This is a genomic window from Opitutia bacterium, from assembly GCA_016217545.1.
Taxonomy (GTDB): Bacteria; Verrucomicrobiota; Verrucomicrobiia; order Opitutales; family Opitutaceae; genus Didemnitutus.
In genome coordinates, this window is record JACRHT010000012.1 from 1,207,927 (window position 1) to 1,227,359 (window position 19,433).

Consider the following 19,433-nt stretch of genomic DNA (forward strand, 5'->3'; position numbering starts at 1 on the left):
CCGCATTCGTTCCGACCGCGATGAGTTCCTCCGCCGCCATCTACTTCATCCTCGGCACGCCCGGCTCGGGCCGCCGGAGCATCATTCTCGATCTCGTCGAAAACGGCCTCGCGCCCGACGAACCCGCGCTCGTCCTGCTCGAGCAAAACGAGACCGCCGATCCTGCCGACGCGAAGCTCGCGGCGCGCGCCAACGTCGAGGTGCGCCGCTGGTCGTGGGACGGCAAGGAGCTGCCCGATCAAACCCTGCCGGAGCGCGGCGCCGTGTTCTTCTTCGCCGAGTCGCGCGGCGACCCGATCACGCAACTCGAGATGCTCAAGCCCTGGCTCGATCGCCACCACGTGGAGCTCGCGCGCGTTTTCACCGTCGTCGATTGCCAGCTCGCGGAAAAGCAGCCGCCGCTCGTCGCTTGGTTCGACGCCTGCATCTTTTTTTCCGACGTCGTCTTCCTTACCAAGCGCGAGGGCGTCGCGAACAAGTGGCTGAGCGCGTTCATCCGCCGCTACGAAGATCTGTTCTATCCGGCGCACTTCATTCAGGTGAAAAAGGGCGGCCTGCCCAATCCCGCCATCGTGCTCGACCCGACGCCGCGACGCGTCGCGCAATACTTCGAGGAAATCGAAGATCTCTCCGGCATCGAAATCGAAACGGACGATGACGAGGAGGATGCCGAGGTGGACGAGGACGCGCCGAAGCCCGAGCCGTATTTCGAGCGCAACCGCAGCGGCCGCCGCGTCAAGGAGCTGCCCGACATCCGCAACTACCTCTGAAGGCAGGGCGGGATCGCCGGGCCCGGCGCGATTGGGTTTACGCCAGTTTTCTCCGCCCGCGCCGCGCTCACTTCACCCGCGCCGCGAAATACTCGAGCCGCACGCGCGGCGCCGCCACCGCGAGCACCGCCTCCGTCGCGCTGCGCTGGCTCGCCAGCGTCGGCACCTCCACGAGCACGCAACGCTTCACGCGCCGCGCCGCGCCGAGCGGGGAATTCGCGTGCGCGAAAGCCAGCGCGGATTCCAGCGGTGAGAAACTCGGATTGTAGGCCGCGTTGCCCGCGTAACGTCCCGTGAAAACCGTGCCGTCCGCGAACTGCAGCGCCACGCCGGCGAATTGCCCCGCCGCATCGGTCGGGTAGGGCGCGTAACTGCGCCGCGCCGCGTCCAGCGCCGACGCCACCACCGCGTCTCGCGTTGCGCGTCCCGCCAGCGCGAGCGTCGGAGCCGAGAGCGTCGGGTCCATCAAGCCGCCCTTGATGCCGAGATCGGTCGGGCCGAATGAGCGCGGCAGCAATTTCGCGAGCGGTGTGGCGTCGAAACCGCGCCGCGTGTCCGCCGGCAGCAACACCGCCAGCTTCACCGCCGTGCTGAGTTCGTTGAGAAACTGGCGACAGTAGCCGCACGGCGCCGCCGTCACCGCGAGCAGCGACAGCCCGCGCTCACCGTGCAGCCACGCGTTGTTCGTCGCGCACTGCTCGGCGTGGACCGTGAAACTCAGTGCCACTCCCTCGAATTCGTAGTTCGCGCCGAGATACAACGTCGGACTCGCCCCGCGCTCCGCCGGCAAACCCGCCGCCACCGCGCCGACGCGGAAATGCGAGACCGGCACCACCGCGTAGTGTTGCGCCAGCGGGAGCAGCCGCATCATCGCCGCGCTCAGATCGCCGCCCACGCTCGCGCACAAGCGATCCACCAGCGCCGGCGCGACCACGCCGCGCGTCTCCCACAGCGCATCGAGTTCGGCGCGCAGCGCCGCGGGAAAACTCGCAATCGCCTTCTGCCACGAGGCGGGACGGGAAACGCGTTGGCTCATGGCCACAGTCAACTCCCGCGCGCAGCGGCGGTCAACGCCCGTGGCGCCGACGGCGAGCGCCGCCCCCACGATTTCCTTGCCCGAATTTCGGCCGCGGACTTGCGCGGGCGGTCGCTACGCTTAAAGCATGATCCAACTCGAACATCCCGTGCCGACCAACTCCGCCACGCACGCCTTGCCGAACTTCCGCACCATGTATCGCGCGGTCCGTCGGCGCGACCCGGCCTACGAGGGCGTGTTCTTCACCGGCGTGAAAACCACGGGCATTTTCTGTCGCCCGACGTGCCGCGCAAAATTTCCCAAGGAGCAAAACGTCGAATTTTTTCCGTCCGTGAACGAAGCGCTTCACGGCGGCTACCGTCCCTGCCGCCTCTGCAAGCCCATGGACGCCACGCGCCCGGTGCCCGCGCTCGTCGAGCGCCTGCGCCGCGCCGTCGAGTCCGCGAAAGACGGCCGCGTGACCGACAAGGATCTCGTCGCGCTCAAAATCGAACCCTCAACCGCACGCCGGCAGTTCAAGGCCTACTACGGCATGACCTTCCACGCCTACCAGCGCGCCCGCCGCATGGGCCTCGCGCTGCACGGCCTGAAATCCGGTCAACCCGTCGTCGAGGCGCAGCTCGCCACGGGCTACGAATCCACCAGCGGCTTCCGTGACGCCTTCGCGCGGCTCTTCGGTCAGCCACCGCGCGACGCTGCGACGAAGCACTGCCTGCTTGGCCGTCGCATCGAGACGCCGCTCGGCACGATGGTCGCGCTCGCGGACGACGCTGGCCTGCGCCTGCTCGAGTTTGTCGATCGCCGCGGCCTCGAGCGCGAGATCGAGCACCTCCGCCGCCGGTTGAAATGCGTCATCGTCCCCGGCGACCATCCGACGCTCGATGCCACCGCCGCGCAGATCGCGCAGTATTTCGCCGGCGAGTCGCTGACGTTCGATCTGCCGCTTGCGCCGGTTGGCTCGGAGTTTCAGCAAAAAGTCTGGGCCGAGCTCCGCCGCATTCCGCCCGGCCGCACGCGCAGCTATCTGGAGATGGCGCAACGCGTGGGCGTGCCGAAAGCCGCCCGCGCCATCGGCCGCGCCAACGGCTCGAACAACATGGCGCTCGTCATCCCATGCCACCGCGTGATCAACGCCGATGGCTCGCTCTGCGGCTACGCCGGCGGTCTGTGGCGCAAGCAGCGCCTGCTTGAGCACGAGCGCAGGCACGGCGGCTGAATCGCGCCGGGCCTGGTGGGCGTAACAGTCCTGTTACGGTCCGTTACTTTTCGTGCGGGACATCTACGCAACAGTGCGCATGCCGCCGCGCGCTCCGGTTGCGCGCGGTGGGAAACCCCTCCGTGATGACAACTTCTTGCGCCCCTTCCGCGCGCTCGCGCTCGCTCGGCCTGACTCTGGCCTTCGTGTCGTGGCTCGGCCTCTACGCGCCGCGCGCCCGCGCCGAAAACTCGCTCACCTACAAATACGAGGACTATAGCGAGGCGAACGATCGCATGGCCGTCACAACGCAGAGCGCGCTGCTTGAGCAGGATCTCGGGCGCGACATACGGCTTAAAGTCCAGGGCGTCACCGACGCTATCGTCGGCGCCACACCGAACGGCCAGCCTGCGCCCGCCGGCAGCGATCAGGTCGTGCTCACGCACATGAACGAGAGACGCCACGAGTGGTCGCTCGATCTCTCGCGCCAGATAGCCCGCTGGAACCTCGCCGGCAGCTACGCCAACAGCCGCGAGAGCGACTACCGCTCGCAGGGCTGGTCGCTGAACGTGCGCGGCGACTTCAACGAGAAGAACACCACGCTCCTCCTCGGGCTCGGCGGCACGAGTGACGACGTGAAAGTCTTCTTTCAGACACCGTGGGCGCGCAAACGCTCGCTGGATTTCGCCGCCGGCGTGACGCAGCTCCTCGACGCGAATACCTCGGTCGCGTTCAACCTCTCGTTCAGTCGCGCGAGCGGCTACCTGGCCGATCAATACAAGCTCGTCCAGAAGTCGATCGAGGTCGGCCCGGGCATTTTTTTGCCATTCACGTTCGGTGAAAACCGTCCTGACGAACGCACCAAGTGGATCGCGCTCGCCTCGGTCAACCGGGCGTTGCCGGCGGCCGACGCCGCCATCGAGGCGGGCTATCGCTTCTACCACGACACGTTCGGCACCGACAGCCACACGATCGAGTTCTCGTGGCTGCAAAAACTCGGCGCGCACCTCGTGCTCATTCCGCACGTGCGCCTCTACACGCAGACCGCGGCGGATTTTTATTTCTACCGGCTCGACGCCACGAGCATCACGCCCACCAGCGGCGCGCCGCGGCCGGGCGGCCCGTTCTATTCGTCGGATTATCGTCTCTCCGACCTGCGCACGACGACGCTCGCGCTCAAGGCCGTCGTGACGCTGACCAGCCGCTGGCAATTCGACGCCGAGTTCGCGCGCTACGACATGCGCGGACGCGACAGCGTCACGCCCGCCAGCGCTTATCCGCGCGCGAACGTCGTGACGCTCGGCGCCAAGTTCTCCTGGTAACCGTCGCCCTGCGTTGCGCCCGATGAACGCCACCGCCATCCCGCCGACCGCGCGCGCTGCCGCCGCTGCGGACGGAGCCGCGTTGCGTTTGCTCGCATTCTCGGCGCTCGGCACGACCTGCGAGGTGCAATACGCCGCTCCCGCCGGCGCCGCGCAGGCGGCCGCCTTCGAGCGCGCGGTGGTCGGGTGGGTGACCGCATTCGAGGCGAAGTATTCGCGCTTCCGTCCGCTGAGTCTCGTCAGCCGCATCAACGCCGCGGCCGGCCGCGCCTGGGTCGATATCGACGCCGACATGGAGCAGATGCTCGCGCTCGGCGACGCGCTCCACGCCACCACCGGCGGCGTGCTCGATCCGACGTCGCTCCCGCTGCTGCGACTTTGGAATTGGAAAGCCGAGCACCCGACGATCCCGAGCGACACGCAAATTGCGGCCGCGCTCCGGCTCGTCGGTTGGAACAAGGTGCAGCGCGCGCCGGGCAAAATCTATCTGCCTGAGCCCGGCATGGCGCTCGATTTCGGCGGCTTCGGCAAGGAATACGCGGTCGATATCGTCGCGCATCTCGCGCGCCAGCACGGCATCGGCGCGGCGCTGGTGGATTTCGGACGCGACGTCTGTGCGCTCGGCACGCCGCCCGGCCGCATCGCGTGGCACCTCGGCCTCGAGGATCCACGGCGGCCCGGCGCGACTTGGGGCAGCATCGCCGTGCGCGACGGACGCGGCGTCGCATCGTCGGGCGACTACGTGCGCTGTTTCCATCTCAACGGCCGGCGCTACGGCCACATCGTCGATCCGCGCACCGGCTGGCCGGTCGCCAACGGTTGCCTCCAAGTCAGCGTCGTTGCCGGCACCTGCCTCCAGGCCGGCGTGCTCTCGACCGCCGCCTTCGTGCTCGGGCCCGAGCGCGGCCTCGAGCTGATCGCGCGGTGCCCTCGCGCCGAGGGCGTGCTCGTCACCGAGACGGCGCGCCACCACACCCGCGGTTTCCATGCCTATGTCGCCTCGTGATTGTTTTCGCGTTCCCGTTCGCGCGCTCGTGTTCGTGTTGGCGTTGTCGGCACTCTCCGCGTTGCCAGCGCGCATCACCGTCGGAGCGGCGTTTCCGGCGCTCAGCGACCCCGAGCTTTCTCTCGAGGGAAAACTCCCGCCGTTGGCCGGACAGGTGACGCTGGTCGACTTCTGGGCGTCGTGGTGCGAGCCGTGCCGCGCGTCCTTCCCCGCCTACGCGCGTCTGCACGCCGATTACGCCACGCGCGGACTTGTGATCGTCGGCGTGAGCGTCGACCGGCAGCGCGCGGCCTACGACGCGTTCCTGAAGCGTCTCCAACCGCCCTTCGCCACCGTGCGAGACGCCCGGCATCGACTCGCTTCCGCCGTCGAGGTGCCGGCGATGCCGACCTGCTTTCTGATCGGCCGCGACGGTCGCGTGCGGTTCGTCGGCGCGGGCTTCCACGGCGCCGATACCACCGACGAACTCCGGCGGGCGGTCGAAGCCGCGCTGGCCGAAAAATGAACTTTCCCATGAGAACGAAACGATTCCCCCGCGGCGCGCTCGTGCTGCCCCTTGCCGCCGCGGCACTCGCCGTCTCCGGTTGCTCGTCCGCCGAGTTGGCGCGCGTGAAACCCTACGAGCGCGAGGCGCTCGCGCACTACACGATGCGCTCCGACCGCGATCCGCTCGCCACGGCGATGAACGAGCACGTCTACTTCTCGCGCGAGGCCGCCACGGGCGGACGCGGCGTAAAGGGCAGCGGTTGCGGCTGCAACTGACGCGCCTCCGCGCTTCCGGCGCGCGGGGGCGCAGCAAGCGTCATCGACAGGCCGCCACGCGCCGCGGAGAAGCATTTCCCGCTCTACCCGAGTGCGCACGACGAACTAGCCGGCGTCATGGCCGGCGCGGCCGAGCGCGGCAGTCCCGCGTTGGCGTTTCGCGCGGAATTCTACCGCTGCCTCGATGCGCGGTGTAGGAATTCCGTCGCGCGCACGCGGCCTGCCGATCACGCGCTCGCCGACCACCGGCAGACGACGCTCGCGCTCGACGCGAGCATCGCGCGGAGGCACCCGCAGCTCGGGGGTGGAGGTTTACCGGACGCGCTTCGCGACTCCCGGCGTCGGCGATGCCGAGGCGTCGGTCGGCTTGCTCGCGAAAAGATAGAAGATCACGCCCCAGCTCTTCGGCGCGGTGCGCTGGAACCGACAGACGTTCGACGACGTGCCGGACGATGTCACACGCCATTCGGTGGCCTGGGGCTCCGACCAGTGGTGCTTCGATCTGGCTGCCGGCTACCGCTCCACCCCGCACACGAAGCTGAAGCTCGAGCGCGATCTCGAACACGGTCGCCAGGGATGGGCAGCAGCGCCCCGACGCCCGCCGCGCAATCGATGCGGCGGTTTTGAGTCGACCTGTAGCGTCCCACCTCGGGCTCTCACCGCGCGAACCGCCATCGAGTCGCAGCGCGCGACTGCGCCGTAACAAGCCTGTTACGGCTAGCCGCTTTCCCGGGCGCTGGATTTGACGACGGTGTCTGCGGCTCGGCCAAGCGCCGCGTCGCGTTTTCACCGTCAACCGTCGTTCGCATGAAAATCCCCGCCTTCCTCCTGCGCCGCATCCACTGGCTCAATTTTCCGAGTGCGTTCCTGATGCTGCTGCTCCAGCGGACGCCAGTCGCCACGCTCGTCGCCGCCGCGGACGAGATCGTCGCGGCCGCGCCGCTCGGCACGGTCCTCAAATCCGCGCTCGCCGTCACCGCGGCGCTCGGTGCGGTCAACAGCGTCGTCGGGGCCACGCCGCTCGTGCCGTCGAGCGGCACCGCCAGCGGCGTCACGGTCACGACCGGCACGACTGTTTCGGTTTTCTACACGGTCAATGGCACGCAGACCCCGCCACAATCGTGGAGCGTCTCCGGCCAGTTTCCTCCCGGCCTCAGTTTCTCGGGACTGACGAGTGCGGGAGCGGTGAACACCAGCTCGCTGCACTTGTCGGGCACTCCGACGGCCGCCGGCATCTACAACGTCACGATCACGGCCTTTGAATTCACCAACCAAGCCGGCATCTCCTCTCCTCCCTACGACTACACCGTCACCGTGACCGGCGGCAGCACATCGACCGCGCCGAGCATCACCACGCAACCATCCGGCCAGCCGAACATGCCGGCAGGCAGTTCGATCATCCTCTCGGTCCGCGCCACCGGTGTCCCGGCTCCGACCTATCAATGGAGGAAGGACGGCAACAACATCGCGGGCGCGACCAATCAGGATCTCGCCGTCAACAATGTCACGGCGAACGATGCCGGCAGCTACACCGTCGTGGTGACGAACTCCGCTGGTTCCGTCACCAGCGATCCGGCCATACTGACCGTGGCCGTCGCCGCCAGCGCGCCCGCGATCACCACCCAACCCACAGACCGGTCGGTAGCCGTCGGCGGTTCGGTTACCTTCACCTCCGCCGCGAGCGGCAACCCCGCGCCGACGTTCCAGTGGCGCAAGGATGGCAACAATATCGCTGGCGCGACGAACGCGACGTTCACGATCGCAAGCGCGACCGCGGGCGACGCGGGCAGCTACACGGTGGTGGCGACGAACTCCGCCGGCTCCGCCACGAGTAACAGCGCAACGCTGACCGTTACCACGACCGACGTCGCGCCCGAGATCACTTCCAGCCCGAGCGGGCAGATCGCCGCGCTCGGCAGCGCAGTGACGTTTACCGTCGCCGCCACCGGCCGTCCGGCACCGACGTTCCAGTGGCGCAAGGACGGCAACAATATCGCCGGCGCGACGAACGCGACGTTCACGATCACGAGCGTCACGTTGAACGATGTCGGCCACTACTCGGCCACGGCGACGAACTCGCTCGGCACCGTCATCAGCGGCTCGGCCACGCTCACGGTCAGCACGACGGCGTCGCGCCACCTCAACGACGTCACGGTCACCACCGGCCACGGCACGACGTTGAGCGCGGGCAGCGTGACAGGCACCGTGAAGTGGCAGGTTTCCACCAATGGCGGCACGACGTGGGCGGACCTGACCGACGGCGGCAACTACAGCGGCGCCACGACCGCAACCCTCGCGATCGCGAACGTCGGCTCGACGCTGAACGGCGCGCGGTATCGCTTCGTCGTGTCGAACAACGGCGTCATCTCGACCAGCAACGGCGCCACGCTCACGGTCGCGACGGTCTTCTTCCCGTTTCCGACCGGCATCGGCATCGACGGCGCGGGCAATCTCTACGTGGCCGACGCGAACGCCGACACGGTGCAGAAAATCAACTCGTCCAACCAGGTCAGCCTGCTCGCCGGCACCAACGGCGCCGCCGGCGCGACGGATGGCGCGGGCGCCGCGGCGCGCTTCAATCAACCCAACGGCGTGGTCGTTCTTGCCAATGGCAGTCTCGTCGTCGCCGACACCGCCAACGCCACGCTCCGCGCGATTGACGCGGCCGGCACCGTGACGACGCTCGCCGGTTCCAGCGCCACGCGCGGCGGTGCGGACGGTATGGGCACGACGGCCACGTTCTCCGCGCCGGTCGGACTCGCGCGCGACAGTGGCGGCGCGCTGTTCGTCGCCGACTCGATGAATCACGCGATCCGCAAGGTCACCTCCGCGGGTGCGGTCACGACCGTCGCCGGCAGCGCGGGCGCCCAAGGTTCGACCGACGGGGCGGCGACGGCCGCGCGCTTCAATCTGCCCAACGGCATTGCCGTCGATGCGAACGGCGTCGTCTACGTTGCCGACACGACGAACAACACTATCCGCCGCATCGGCGCCGACGGCACGGTCGGCACGCTCGCCGGACTCGTCGGCGTCAGCGGCTTCGACAACGGCACCGGCATCGCCGCGCTCTTCAATCGCCCGATGGCGCTCGTCGCCGACGGCGCGGGCAATCTGTTCGTCGCCGACACGGGCAACTCCACGATCCGCAAGGTCACCGCCGCGGGCGTGGTGACGACCTTCGCCGGAGTGGCCGGTATCGCGGGCATCGCCGACGGCAGCGGCGCCGATGCGCTCTTCAACCAGCCGCAGGCGCTCGCGATCGACGCGGCCGGCAATCTCTACGTCGCCGACACCGGCAACGCGGCGATCCGCAAGATCACGCCCGCCGGCGTCGTCACCACGCTCGCTCTCTCCGCCGCGCCGGCGCCGGCGCCGACACCCACACCCACGCCCACGCCGACACCCACGCCTACACCTACGCCGAATCCATCCATGGGCGGCGGTGGTGGTGGCGGCGGCGGCGCACCGAGCCTCTGGCTGCCGCTCAGCGCGACGTTGCTCCTCGCATTGCGCCGGCGAAAGCGGGCGGGGCGCGCGCTGCGCTGACTCGCCAGCGTCGTCACTTCTACGCGCACGGCACGCTCCACGTGTTCGGTAACACCGAGTGGGAAATTCACGCGCCCAAACACCAGCGCCGACTCCAGCGGCGAGAAGTCCGGGTAGTGAGTCGCATTGCCTGCATAGCCTCCTGCTAAAGTCGTGCCGCCCGCGAACGGCAGCACCACGCCTGAAAACTGCCCCGCCTCATCGGTTGGGTAGGACGTGTAGCTGCGCCATGCGGTTGAGCCAGCGAAGGACGGTCTCATCACGGCAAGGATATCGTAGCACTCCGCATCGAGCCCTCCACCGCGCGCTGCTAATTCAAGGGCTATTGCGGCCCGCCCGCGCCTACCCGCGCACGCGCAGCTACGTGGAGATGGCGCAGCGCGTCGGCGTGCCGAAAGCCGCGCGCGCCATCGGCCACGCCAACGGCTCGAACAACGTGGCGCTCGTCATTCCATGCCATCGCGTGATCAACGCCGATGGCTTGCTCTGCGACTACGCCGGCGGCCTGTGGCGCAAGCAGCGCCTGCTCGAGCACGAGCGCAAATACCTGCGCTGAACAAGTTCAGTCGCTCTGGCTTGTCCCTGCCGGCGTGAGCCGCGGTCGCCGCACTTCAGCGAGCCTCACCGTTTGCGCGCTTGCCAAGAGCGGCGCGTTGGGGGCAGTCATGCGGCGATGCGAATCCTCGTGCTGGAAGACGAGCAACAACTCGCGCGCCACATCGTCAGCGCGCTGACGCGCCACGGACACGTGGCGGCGGCCGAACACGACGGCAACGCCGGCGTGCGGCGCGCGCTCGCCGATCGCCCGGACCTGATCGTGCTCGATCTGAATCTTCCCGGACTCGACGGCTTCGGCGTGCTGGCACAGACGCGCGAGAGAGGTTGCGTGGCGCGGGTGCTAATGCTCACCGCGCGCGGCGAGGTGGAGCATCGCGTGGCCGGCCTGCGCGCGGGCGCCGACGACTATCTGGCGAAACCGTTCGCGATGGACGAACTGCTGGCGCGCATCGAGGCGCTCGGTCGCCGCGGCACGGCGCCGACCGCGGAGGATCTTCTGGCCGTCGAGGACCTGCGGGTCGACGCTCACCGCCGCACCGTCACGCGGAACGGCGTGCCGATCGAGCTTTCGTCGCGCGAGTTCGATCTGTTGCTCGTGCTCATGCAGGAGCCCGGGCGAGTCTTTTCCCGCGGCGAGATCTGCGAGCGCGTCTGGCATCGCGAACACGATTACCACACGCGCACGGTGGAAATTTTCATCGGCCGCCTGCGCAAAAAAATCGATGGCACCGGCCCGGCGCTCATCCACACCGTGCGCTCGGTGGGCTACACCTTGCGCGCGTCCAACTTCCGATGAGGCCGGAGAACACCGCGCCGCCGTTCCCGGCGAACACGCCGAATCGTCTTCGTTGGCGCCTGCAACTGACGCTCATGGCCGTCGTGTCGGTCGTGACCGTGGTGGTGCTTTGGTTTGCGCAACGGCGCATGGAGGACGCGGTGGAGCAGGGGGTGATGCGGGAGTTCCAGCATCGTTTCGACGCCTTGCGCGACGTGCAGGAGACGCGGCGGGCGGCGCTCGTCGAGCGGTGTCGTGGCTTGGTGGAGCGATTACGCGCCTCGTCGGAACGTGACTTGCGGCGCCGGCTTTACGCCCATGGCGTCGAGGTGCTTGGCGATGTGATCGAGCGCGAGGAAGGCACCCATGCGACGGCTGGCGCGGAGAAGGAGTTCCACGTCGAGTTCGTGCGTTTTCTCGATCCGAGCGGGCGCCTGATCGAGCCTCCTGCGGGCGCGCCGGTCGGTCGGTTGACTCCGAGCGAGCAGGAGCAACTGACGTTGCGCGGATTTTCCGGCGTCGATCCGCAACTCGGCTATCTGCTCCGCGAGCGCGCGGACGTCGACGGGCCGGTTTTCGACGTGATCGCGTTGCCGGTGATGGATGCGCGCGACGGCAGTGTCGTGGCAGTGCTGGCGCTCGGATTCGAGCCGGCGACGCAGGTGGTGGTCCCGAGCGGGTCGGACGGCGAGACGCTCACCGGACTGTGGACGCAGGGCCGCGTGTTTCAACTCGGCTTGCCGCCGCGCGAGAGCCAAAGCATCGCCGATGCGGTGAACGCCACCCTCGCCCGGCAAACCGTGCCCGTGCGTCCGCTGCCCGTGACGGTCAACGGCGCGCCTCGCCTGCTGTTGATGCAGTGCCTGAACGTCGGCTCGGCTTACCCGTTGGCTTACGAAGTGGGTGTCTACTCGCTGGAGAAATTGCAGGCGCAACGGCGGCGTTTGCGCGGACAGGTGCTCGGCACGGGCGGCGTCGTGTTGCTGCTCGCCATGGGCATCAGTCACCTCATGGCCGTGCGCTTCGCGCGACCGATGGAGGAGCTGGTGCAGGTGTCGGCGGAGAACCGCGCGCGCCGCCGGCATGCGGAGCAGGCGCTGGCGCTCACGACCGAGGGGCTGCGCCGTGCGGCGCGTTTTTCCGCGGACGCCTCGCACCAGTTGAAGACGCCCGTCGCCGTGCTCCGTTCAGGGTTGGAGGAACTGCGCGCGAAGGAGCGGTTGTCGAAGCGCGCGACGCACGAGGTGCACGCGCTCATCGAGCAGACGGCGCGGTTGTCGTCGCTGATCGACGACTTGCTGCTCCTGTCGCGCATGGATGCCGGCCGGCTCGAGTTGCAGCTCGGCGTCGTCGATCTCGTGCGTCTCGTCGACGGCGTGCTCGACGACCGCAGCGTGCGCCCCGATCCATTCGAGCTGCAGGTGAAGGTCGATTTGCCCGCGCGGCTGCCGGTGCGCGGGGACGCTCGCTACCTGACGCTCGCGATCGAGAACCTCGTCGAGAACGCGGCGAAATACAACCGGCCCGGCGGCGAGATCAGTCTGCGCGCGGCGCGGCGCGATGCGTGGGTCGAACTCACGATTGCCAACACCGCGCACCAGCCGATCCCGCTCGCGGACCAAGCGCGCATATTCGACCGCTTCAGCCGCGGCAACGTGGGCGAAAACATCCCGGGCTACGGCCTCGGACTGAATCTCGCGCGCGAACTCGCGCGCTTGCACCACGGCGACATTGAGCTGCTGCGCTCCGACGCGGAGTTGACCGCGTTCGTGGTGCGCTTGGTCGCGGCCGACTGAGCGGGTGCGGGCCGCTCTCCCGATTGCGGCCCGGGGAACACCCTTCGGGGAAATTGTATCCCCTAGGTTACCTTAATCTGGTTGGCTCGCCATGGCCGGAAATTAAGTCCGCATGCGTTCCCCCCTCTCAGGGCCGAACGGCATGATCTTCTTCTCCACATTTCCCGCCCCCCGCCGTCGCGCGGACATGGTTCGTTCGAACCAGAGCGCGATCGCGCTCGTCCCGCAGTCGCACGAAAGCGAAGCACGCCGCCGCGGTAACGCCTCCTCTCCGCTTCCCATGACGCACCCACAACGCCCCGTTTTCGCTCCGGCCTTGCTCGTGGCCGGCGTGATCTTCCTCCTGCAGCCGCGCACCGCGCGAGCGGAGTCGACCATCACCTATAAATACGAGGACTATCGCGAGTCCGCCGGCCGCGTGGGCGTGCAGGCGCAATACGGCCTCATCGAGCATTCGTTGAGCACCGACGCGAAGCTGAAGCTCACCGGCGTCATCGACTCCATCGCCGGCGCGACGCCCACGGGCGAGGCGCCGCTCACGCCCGGCGGCGATGTGCCGCTCACGCAAATGCACGATCGACGCAAGGCCTGGACCGCCGATTACTCGCACCAACTCGGCCGCGTGAATGTCGGTGTCGGTTTCGCCAATTCGCGCGAGAGCGACTACGTCTCGAACGGAGCGTCGCTGAACACGCTCACCGACTTCAACGACAAGAACACGTCGCTGCTCCTCGGCTTCAGCGCGACCGACGACACCGTGCGCGTTTTCTACCAGACGGATCGCGTGAAGAAGCGTGCATGGGACGCGGTCATCGGCGTCAACCAGCTGCTCAACCCGCAGACCTCCGTTTCGCTGAACTTCAGCTTCGGCCACATCAGCGGCTACCAGAGCGATCCCTACAAGATCATCACGAAGAACACCGAACTGCTGCCCGGCCTCGTGTTGCCCCTGACGTTCCCTGAGAACCGTCCCGACACCCGCAACAAGTGGATCGTCTTCGCGAGCGTGAACCACGCCGTCGAGGCCGCCAACGGCGCCATCGACGCGAGCTACCGCCTGTATCACGACTCCTTCGGCACCACGAGTCACACGCTCACCGCGGCCTGGCTGCAGAAGCTCGGTGCGCACGTCGTGCTGATCCCCAGCGTGCGCCTCTACCAGCAAGGCCAGGCCGATTTCTATCACGTGACGCTGACCGGCACCGACATCGTGCCGGGCGACCTGCCGAACCCCGCCGGCCCGTTCTTCTCCGCGGATTACCGTCTCTCGAAACTGCGCAGCGTGAACTACGGCCTGAAACTCGTGTGGAATCCCACGGAGCACGTGCACCTCGACGTCGCAGTGGACCGCTACGACATGTCCGGCCGCGACGGCATCACGTCGGCCAGCGCGTATCCCGATGCCAACATCGTGACCGCCGGCATCAGCTACACTTGGTAGTCCGTCCCGCGCTCCCACCGTGCCCGCTGCCGCCACTCGTCCGTCCGACTCGCTGCCACCGCCCACACCGGCGGATCGCGCGGCGCCGTTGCGTCGCATGGTGTTTCGCGCGCTCGGCACGAATTGCGAGGTGCGTTACGGCGCGCCAGACCTCGGTGCGGCGGTGCAGTTCGAGCACGATTTGCGGGCGTGGGTCGAGCGCTTCGAGGCGCGCTACTCGCGCTTTCGCCCCACGAGCCTGGTTTCGCGCATCAACGCGGCGGCCGGCTCCTGGGTGACGATCGACGAGGAGATGGACGAGATGCTCGGCATCTGCGCGTCGTTGCACGCAATCACCGGCGGCACTCTCGATGCGACGGCCGGTCCGTTGCTGCAACTCTGGGATTATCGCTGCCCGCCGTCGCAGTTGCCCACGCCGTCGTGCGTCGCCGCCGTGCGCGAACTGGTTGGCTGGCCGCGCGTGGAGCGCATGCCGGGCCGCGTGCGCTTGCGGGTGGGCATGTCGCTCGACTTCGGCGGGTGGGGCAAGGAATGGGCCGTCGATGCCGTCGCCCAGCTCGCGCGACGCGCCGGCGTGAACGACGCGCTGATCGATTTTGGCCACGACATCCGCGCGCTCGGCGCGCCGCCGGGACGTCCCGCGTGGCACATCGGCCTCGAGAATCCCGCCGTGCCCGGCCGGCACAACGGCAGCATTGCCGTCTCCGGCAGCAAGGGCGTCGCCTCGTCGGGCGACTACCTCCGCCAGTTCACTTTCGCCGGCCGTCGCTACGGCCACATCGTCGATCCGCGCGACGGCTACCCGGTCTCGCACGGTTTGCAACAGGTCACTGTCGTCGCGGAAAACTGCTTCCTCGCCGGCGTGTTGTCGACGACGGCCTTCGTGCTCGGCCCGCAGCTCGGGCTGGAGTTCATCCAGCGTTTCCCTGGCGCCGAGGGGCTGCTCGTCACCGAAAATGGCCGCGCCCAGACGCGCGGTTTCTGGAATTATGTCGTCACGTAAACTCCTCGCTCTTTTCGCCGCCGGACTGCTGTTCGCTGCGGCTTTCTCGTTCGCGCGGGCCGAACTCGCGCGGGGCGCCGTGTTCCCGAGCCTCGCCGACGCGCAACTCGAGGGTGCGTTGCCCGAAACGCAGGGCCGCGTGGTGCTCGTGGATTTCTGGGCCTCGTGGTGCGCGCCGTGCAAGGCGTCGTTCCCCGCGCTCGGCCAGCTGCACGCCGACTACGGCCCGCGCGGCGTCACGATCCTCGGCGTGAGCGAGGACGACAAGGCGAAGGACTACGCCGCGTTCCTCAAGAAATACGCGCCGCCCTTCGCCACCGTGCGCGACGCTGCGCACAAGCTCGCCGGCGCCGTCAAGGTGCCCGCGATGCCCACCACCGTCGTCGTCGGCCGCGACGGTCGCGTGCGCGCGATATTCACCGGTTACCACGGCGAAGAGACCGAAAAATCCATCCGCGCCGCCCTCGACCAGGCCCTCGCCGAATCCCCCGCTTCATGAAAAACTCGCCCTTCCTCCGCCTGGCTCTCGCTGCCGCCGCGCTCGCCACGGCGCTGCTCGGCAGCGGCTGTTCCTCCGCTCGCGTGCAACCTTGGGAGCGCGCAACACTCGCCGATTACACGATGCGCCCCGATCGCGATCCGCTTCAGAACGCGATGACCGAGCACATCTATTTCTCGCGCGAAGCCTCTTCCGGCGGTCGCGGCGTCGGTGGCAGCGGCTGCGGCTGCAACTGAGCCGTCCGCCTTTTTCCCTTCAACGGTCAACCTGTCTGGTCCCGCGCTGCGGGATCGTGCCCTGTCATGTCTTCATTCGTCCTTTCTCTGGTTTGGAAATTTCGCCGCGTTCAACTTCCGGCGCTCGCGCTGATCGCGCTGCTCCAGCGCACTCCGATCGTGCGGTTGCTGCTCTGCGCGGAGTCCGTCGTGGTTCGCGGCTCGCTCGGCCAGGTGCTGCGCTCCACCGCGCTCGTCGCGACCGCCGTCGGCGCCGTCGACACGCTGGCGGGCGCCACGACGTTCAGTGCCACGCCGGCCAGCCCGGCTTCGGCGACGACCGGCGCGGCGTTTCAAGCGGCGTTCGCCGTCACCGGCGCGCCGTCGACCGTGAAATCCTACACGATCTCGAACCTGCCTCCGGGCCTGAGTGTGACCGGCGCGACGGCGAGCGGAGCGGATCTCCTCCTCAACGCGAGCAACGGCACGATCTCGGGCACCCCGACGACTGCCGGCAACTACGCCGTGTCGATCAAGGCCTGGGAAAAGGTGAGCGCCACCGGCAAGAGCGTTTCCTACAGCTACACGATCAATGTCACCGGCGGCGTCGTGGTCACCGCCCCGTCGATCACGACTCAACCCTCGAGCCAAACCGTGACGGCAGGCGGAGGCGCGAATTTCGCCGTCACCGCATCAGGCACCGATCCGCTCGCTTACCAATGGAGAAAGGACGGTGCTGCAATCTCCGGCGCCGCCTCCGCGACTTACTCGATCGCCTCGACGACGACCGCCGACGCCGGCACCTACACGGTGGTCGTGAGCAACTCCGCCGGCAGCGTTACCTCGAACGGTGCCACGCTCACCGTGAACGCTGCCGCCAGCGCGCCATCGATCACCACACAACCCTCGAACCAGAGTGCCACGACCGGCGGCTCCGTGTCGTTCTCGGTGACGGCCAGCGGCACGGCGCCACTCAGTTATCAGTGGCGCAAGGACGGCGCCAACCTCCCCGGCGCGACTTCGTCCACTTACTCGATCGCATCCGTCACGAGCGGCGATGCGGGCACCTACAGCGTCGTCGTTTCCAACTCCGTCGGCAACGCCACGTCGAACGGCGCGACGCTCACCGTCACCGCCAGCGCCGTCGCTCCGACGATCGCGACACAACCCGCCTCGCAAACCGTGAACACCGGCGCGTCGGTCACGTTCAGCGTCACCGCGTCCGGGACGGCGCCGCTGAGTTACCAATGGCGCAAAGACGGCGCTGCGATCGCCGGCGCCGTCTCCGCGAGTTTCACGATCGCCTCGGCGGCCACCAGCGACGCCGGCGCCTACACCGTCGTCGCGACGAACTCCGCCGGCTCCGCGACTTCGAACAGCGCCACGCTGACGGTCAACACCGCCAACACGGCCACGGCGCCGTCGATCACGACGCAGCCCGCCGCGCAAACCGTCAACGTCGGCGCGTCCGTCTCGTTCATCGTCGCCGCCTCCGGCACGGCCCCGCTCAGCTACGAGTGGCGCAAAGACGGCGCCACGATCGCGGGCGCCACGTCTTCGACCTTCACGATCGCTGCGGCGGCGAACGGCGACGCCGGCACCTACAGCGTCGTCGTGAGCAACTCCGCCGGCAGTGCGACCTCGAACGGCGCGACGCTCACCGTCAACAGCACGAGCACCGCCACCGCTCCGTCGATCACCACGCAGCCGGCGAGCGTCACCGTTTCGACGGGCCAATCCGCCACATTCTCGGTCGCTGCGACCGGCACGGCGCCGTTGAGTTACCAATGGCGCAAAGACGGTGCCGCCATCGCGGGCGCCACCAGCGCGAGCTACACCATCGCAGCCGTGACGAGCAATGACGCCGGCGCCTACAGCGTCGTCGTCTCAAACTCGGCCGGCACGGCCACGTCGAACTCCGCCACGCTCGCGTTCGCGTCCACCGCGAGCATCTTCCCGCACCTCACGGCGCTCGCCTTCGACGGCGCAGGCCGGCTCTACGCGACCGACTCGACCAACGACACCATTCGGCGCATCGCCGCGGACGGCACGGTCTACCTGGTCGCTGGTTCCACGGGCAACGCCGGCTCGTCCAACGGCAGCGGTGCCGCCGCGCTTTTCAATCAACCCGGTGGCCTCGTCGCCACGAACGACGGCATCCTCTATGTCGCCGACACGGCCAACGCGGTCATCCGCCGCATCGCGACCGACGGTTCCGTGACGACCTTTGCCGGTAACTCCGCTCTCCGCGGCAACACCAATGGCAACGGCACCGCGGCGACCTTCTCCGCGCCGACGGGCATCGCCCTCGATTCTTCGGGCAATCTCTACGTTGCCGACGCCACGAACCACACGATCCGCAAGATCACGTCCGCCGGCGCCGTCACGACCTACGCGGGCCAGCCCGGCACCGCTGGCTCCGCCAACGGCAGCGCCGCCTCGGCAAAGTTCAACCACCCGGCGGCCGTTGCGGTGGATGGGGCGGGCAACGTTTACGTGGCCGACACGAACAACAACACGATCCGCAAGATCAGCGCCGCGGGCAATGTCACCACGCTCGCCGGCGTCTCCGGTGTCAGTGGCGCCGCCGATGGCCGCGGTGCCGACGCGCTCTTCAATCAACCGCAGGGCCTCGCGATCGACGCCGCCGGCAATCTCCACGTCGCGGACACCGGCAACTCCTCCGTCCGTCGCATCACGCCCGCCGGCGTCGTGACGACCATCGCCGGTCTCTCGACGATCTCGCGCGAAAGCGACGACGAAGACGACGATCCGAAGAAGTCCGCGAACAACTCGGCGTTGTTCAACCACCCGTTGGCCGTCGCGATCAGCCCGAGTGGAATGCTCTACGTCGGCGACACCGGCGCGGGCGCTGTCCGCACGGTCGCCGCCGACGGAACCGTCACGACCCTCGCGCTCACGCTCGGCCAATCGTCTGGCGGATCGACCACCGGCGGCGCGTCCAGTGGCAACCCCAGCGGCACGTCGTCGGGCGGCACTTCCGGGAGTGCCGCATCGGGCGGCGGTGGTGGCGGCGCACCGAGTCTCTGGTTGCCGCTCGCGGTCTCGCTGGCGTTTGCAGTCCGCCGCTGGCGTCGCACGGTCGGTCGTTGAGCGCCGGATTTTGCGTATGTCTTCGACCGTTCCCGCCTCGCGTTTCGCTTCCACGCTCACGGAGGTGCCCGGGCTGCGACTTTGGCCGCAGCTCGGCGAAAGTTGCCCCACCGTCGTGCTCACCCCGGCGGAGAAACGCGTGTTGCACCTCGTGCAACTGGGCCTGAGCAACAAGGAAATCGCCAGCGTGCTCGGCCGCGCCGAGCGCACGATCAAGAACCAAGTTTCGTCGTGCCTGCGCAAATTCGACGTCCCCTCGCGCGCTCGCCTGATGGCGCTGCTGCGTTGACGCGGGCGCCCAACAAAAGCCTTGCGCCGACTCGGGCGGGACGTATCCATGCCCCTTCCTCTCCGCTCAGGTGGTGGAACTGGTAGACACGCAGGTCTCAGAAGCC

The 19,433-nt window shown here is 68.2% G+C and carries 17 protein-coding genes; 16 read left to right on the forward strand and 1 reads right to left on the reverse strand.

Annotation, left to right across the window (positions count from 1 at the left end):
- Window positions 1-20: 20 nt before the first annotated feature.
- A complete protein-coding gene (locus tag HZA32_12095; GenBank protein ID MBI5424814.1) occupies window positions 21-770 on the forward strand; it encodes a hypothetical protein in 750 nt (249 codons plus the stop codon).
- A 67-nt stretch (window positions 771-837) separates the two neighbouring features.
- On the opposite strand, the gene cdd is transcribed toward HZA32_12095, so the two are convergent.
- Window positions 838-1,806 (reverse strand): cytidine deaminase, encoded by a 969-nt coding sequence (gene cdd, locus HZA32_12100; protein ID MBI5424815.1) that lies wholly within the window; start codon window positions 1,804-1,806, stop codon window positions 838-840.
- Between the two features lie 193 nt (window positions 1,807-1,999).
- On the opposite strand from cdd, the gene HZA32_12105 reads away from it, so the two are divergent.
- The 15 genes from HZA32_12105 (at window position 2,000) to HZA32_12175 (ending at window position 19,327) form a co-directional block, all read left to right on the forward strand.
- On the forward strand, window positions 2,000-3,022 hold the full coding sequence (locus HZA32_12105; protein ID MBI5424816.1) for a bifunctional transcriptional activator/DNA repair protein Ada: 1,023 nt from the start codon (window positions 2,000-2,002) through the stop codon (window positions 3,020-3,022).
- 125 nt (window positions 3,023-3,147) lie between these two features.
- The gene (locus HZA32_12110) at window positions 3,148-4,323 is read left to right on the forward strand and encodes a DUF3570 domain-containing protein (GenBank protein MBI5424817.1); all 1,176 of its coding nucleotides are present in this window, start codon (window positions 3,148-3,150) and stop codon (window positions 4,321-4,323) included.
- A 22-nt stretch (window positions 4,324-4,345) separates the two neighbouring features.
- A complete protein-coding gene (locus tag HZA32_12115) occupies window positions 4,346-5,329 on the forward strand; it encodes an FAD:protein FMN transferase (protein ID MBI5424818.1) in 984 nt (327 codons plus the stop codon).
- A complete protein-coding gene (locus HZA32_12120) occupies window positions 5,316-5,834 on the forward strand; it encodes a TlpA family protein disulfide reductase (protein MBI5424819.1) in 519 nt (172 codons plus the stop codon). Before HZA32_12115 ends, HZA32_12120 begins: the two co-directional genes overlap by 14 nt.
- 8 nt (window positions 5,835-5,842) lie before the next feature.
- A complete protein-coding gene (locus tag HZA32_12125; protein ID MBI5424820.1) occupies window positions 5,843-6,091 on the forward strand; it encodes a DUF4266 domain-containing protein in 249 nt (82 codons plus the stop codon).
- Between the two features lie 807 nt (window positions 6,092-6,898).
- On the forward strand, window positions 6,899-9,637 hold the full coding sequence (locus tag HZA32_12130) for an immunoglobulin domain-containing protein (protein MBI5424821.1): 2,739 nt from the start codon (window positions 6,899-6,901) through the stop codon (window positions 9,635-9,637).
- 229 nt (window positions 9,638-9,866) lie between these two features.
- Window positions 9,867-10,193: an MGMT family protein gene (locus tag HZA32_12135; GenBank protein MBI5424822.1), complete on the forward strand. Its 327-nt coding sequence runs from the start codon at window positions 9,867-9,869 to the stop codon at window positions 10,191-10,193.
- Window positions 10,194-10,310: 117 nt separating this feature from the next.
- A complete protein-coding gene (locus HZA32_12140; protein ID MBI5424823.1) occupies window positions 10,311-10,991 on the forward strand; it encodes a response regulator transcription factor in 681 nt (226 codons plus the stop codon).
- Window positions 10,988-12,766, forward strand: coding sequence for a HAMP domain-containing histidine kinase (locus HZA32_12145; protein ID MBI5424824.1), 1,779 nt, complete (start codon window positions 10,988-10,990; stop codon window positions 12,764-12,766). Before HZA32_12140 ends, HZA32_12145 begins: the two co-directional genes overlap by 4 nt.
- 280 nt (window positions 12,767-13,046) lie before the next feature.
- Window positions 13,047-14,207, forward strand: coding sequence for a DUF3570 domain-containing protein (locus tag HZA32_12150; protein ID MBI5424825.1), 1,161 nt, complete (start codon window positions 13,047-13,049; stop codon window positions 14,205-14,207).
- A gap of 19 nt (window positions 14,208-14,226) precedes the next feature.
- Entirely contained in the window at window positions 14,227-15,210 is a 984-nt protein-coding gene (locus HZA32_12155) for an FAD:protein FMN transferase (protein MBI5424826.1), read from the forward strand.
- Window positions 15,197-15,709, forward strand: coding sequence for a TlpA family protein disulfide reductase (locus HZA32_12160; GenBank protein MBI5424827.1), 513 nt, complete (start codon window positions 15,197-15,199; stop codon window positions 15,707-15,709). Before HZA32_12155 ends, HZA32_12160 begins: the two co-directional genes overlap by 14 nt.
- On the forward strand, window positions 15,706-15,945 hold the full coding sequence (locus tag HZA32_12165; GenBank protein ID MBI5424828.1) for a DUF4266 domain-containing protein: 240 nt from the start codon (window positions 15,706-15,708) through the stop codon (window positions 15,943-15,945). The genes HZA32_12160 and HZA32_12165 overlap by 4 nt, the downstream gene beginning before the upstream one ends.
- A gap of 66 nt (window positions 15,946-16,011) precedes the next feature.
- Window positions 16,012-19,038: an immunoglobulin domain-containing protein gene (locus HZA32_12170; GenBank protein ID MBI5424829.1), complete on the forward strand. Its 3,027-nt coding sequence runs from the start codon at window positions 16,012-16,014 to the stop codon at window positions 19,036-19,038.
- 16 nt (window positions 19,039-19,054) lie between these two features.
- Window positions 19,055-19,327, forward strand: coding sequence for a response regulator transcription factor (locus HZA32_12175; GenBank protein ID MBI5424830.1), 273 nt, complete (start codon window positions 19,055-19,057; stop codon window positions 19,325-19,327).
- Window positions 19,328-19,433: the final 106 nt, after the last annotated feature.

Bases quoted from the DNA above. Each gene is read 5' to 3' on its own strand.
- HZA32_12095 (MBI5424814.1), top strand. From the start codon at position 21: ATGAGTTCCTCCGCCGCCATCTACTTCATCCTCGGCACGCCCGGCTCG.
- cdd (MBI5424815.1), bottom strand. From the start codon at position 1,806: ATGAGCCAACGCGTTTCCCGTCCCGCCTCGTGGCAGAAGGCGATTGCG.
- HZA32_12105 (MBI5424816.1), top strand. From the start codon at position 2,000: ATGTATCGCGCGGTCCGTCGGCGCGACCCGGCCTACGAGGGCGTGTTC.
- HZA32_12110 (MBI5424817.1), top strand. From the start codon at position 3,148: ATGACAACTTCTTGCGCCCCTTCCGCGCGCTCGCGCTCGCTCGGCCTG.
- HZA32_12115 (MBI5424818.1), top strand. From the start codon at position 4,346: ATGAACGCCACCGCCATCCCGCCGACCGCGCGCGCTGCCGCCGCTGCG.
- HZA32_12120 (MBI5424819.1), top strand. From the start codon at position 5,316: ATGTCGCCTCGTGATTGTTTTCGCGTTCCCGTTCGCGCGCTCGTGTTC.
- HZA32_12125 (MBI5424820.1), top strand. From the start codon at position 5,843: ATGAGAACGAAACGATTCCCCCGCGGCGCGCTCGTGCTGCCCCTTGCC.
- HZA32_12130 (MBI5424821.1), top strand. From the start codon at position 6,899: ATGAAAATCCCCGCCTTCCTCCTGCGCCGCATCCACTGGCTCAATTTT.
- HZA32_12135 (MBI5424822.1), top strand. From the start codon at position 9,867: ATGCGGTTGAGCCAGCGAAGGACGGTCTCATCACGGCAAGGATATCGT.
- HZA32_12140 (MBI5424823.1), top strand. From the start codon at position 10,311: ATGCGAATCCTCGTGCTGGAAGACGAGCAACAACTCGCGCGCCACATC.
- HZA32_12145 (MBI5424824.1), top strand. From the start codon at position 10,988: ATGAGGCCGGAGAACACCGCGCCGCCGTTCCCGGCGAACACGCCGAAT.
- HZA32_12150 (MBI5424825.1), top strand. From the start codon at position 13,047: ATGACGCACCCACAACGCCCCGTTTTCGCTCCGGCCTTGCTCGTGGCC.
- HZA32_12160 (MBI5424827.1), top strand. From the start codon at position 15,197: ATGTCGTCACGTAAACTCCTCGCTCTTTTCGCCGCCGGACTGCTGTTC.
- HZA32_12165 (MBI5424828.1), top strand. From the start codon at position 15,706: ATGAAAAACTCGCCCTTCCTCCGCCTGGCTCTCGCTGCCGCCGCGCTC.
- HZA32_12170 (MBI5424829.1), top strand. From the start codon at position 16,012: ATGTCTTCATTCGTCCTTTCTCTGGTTTGGAAATTTCGCCGCGTTCAA.
- HZA32_12175 (MBI5424830.1), top strand. From the start codon at position 19,055: ATGTCTTCGACCGTTCCCGCCTCGCGTTTCGCTTCCACGCTCACGGAG.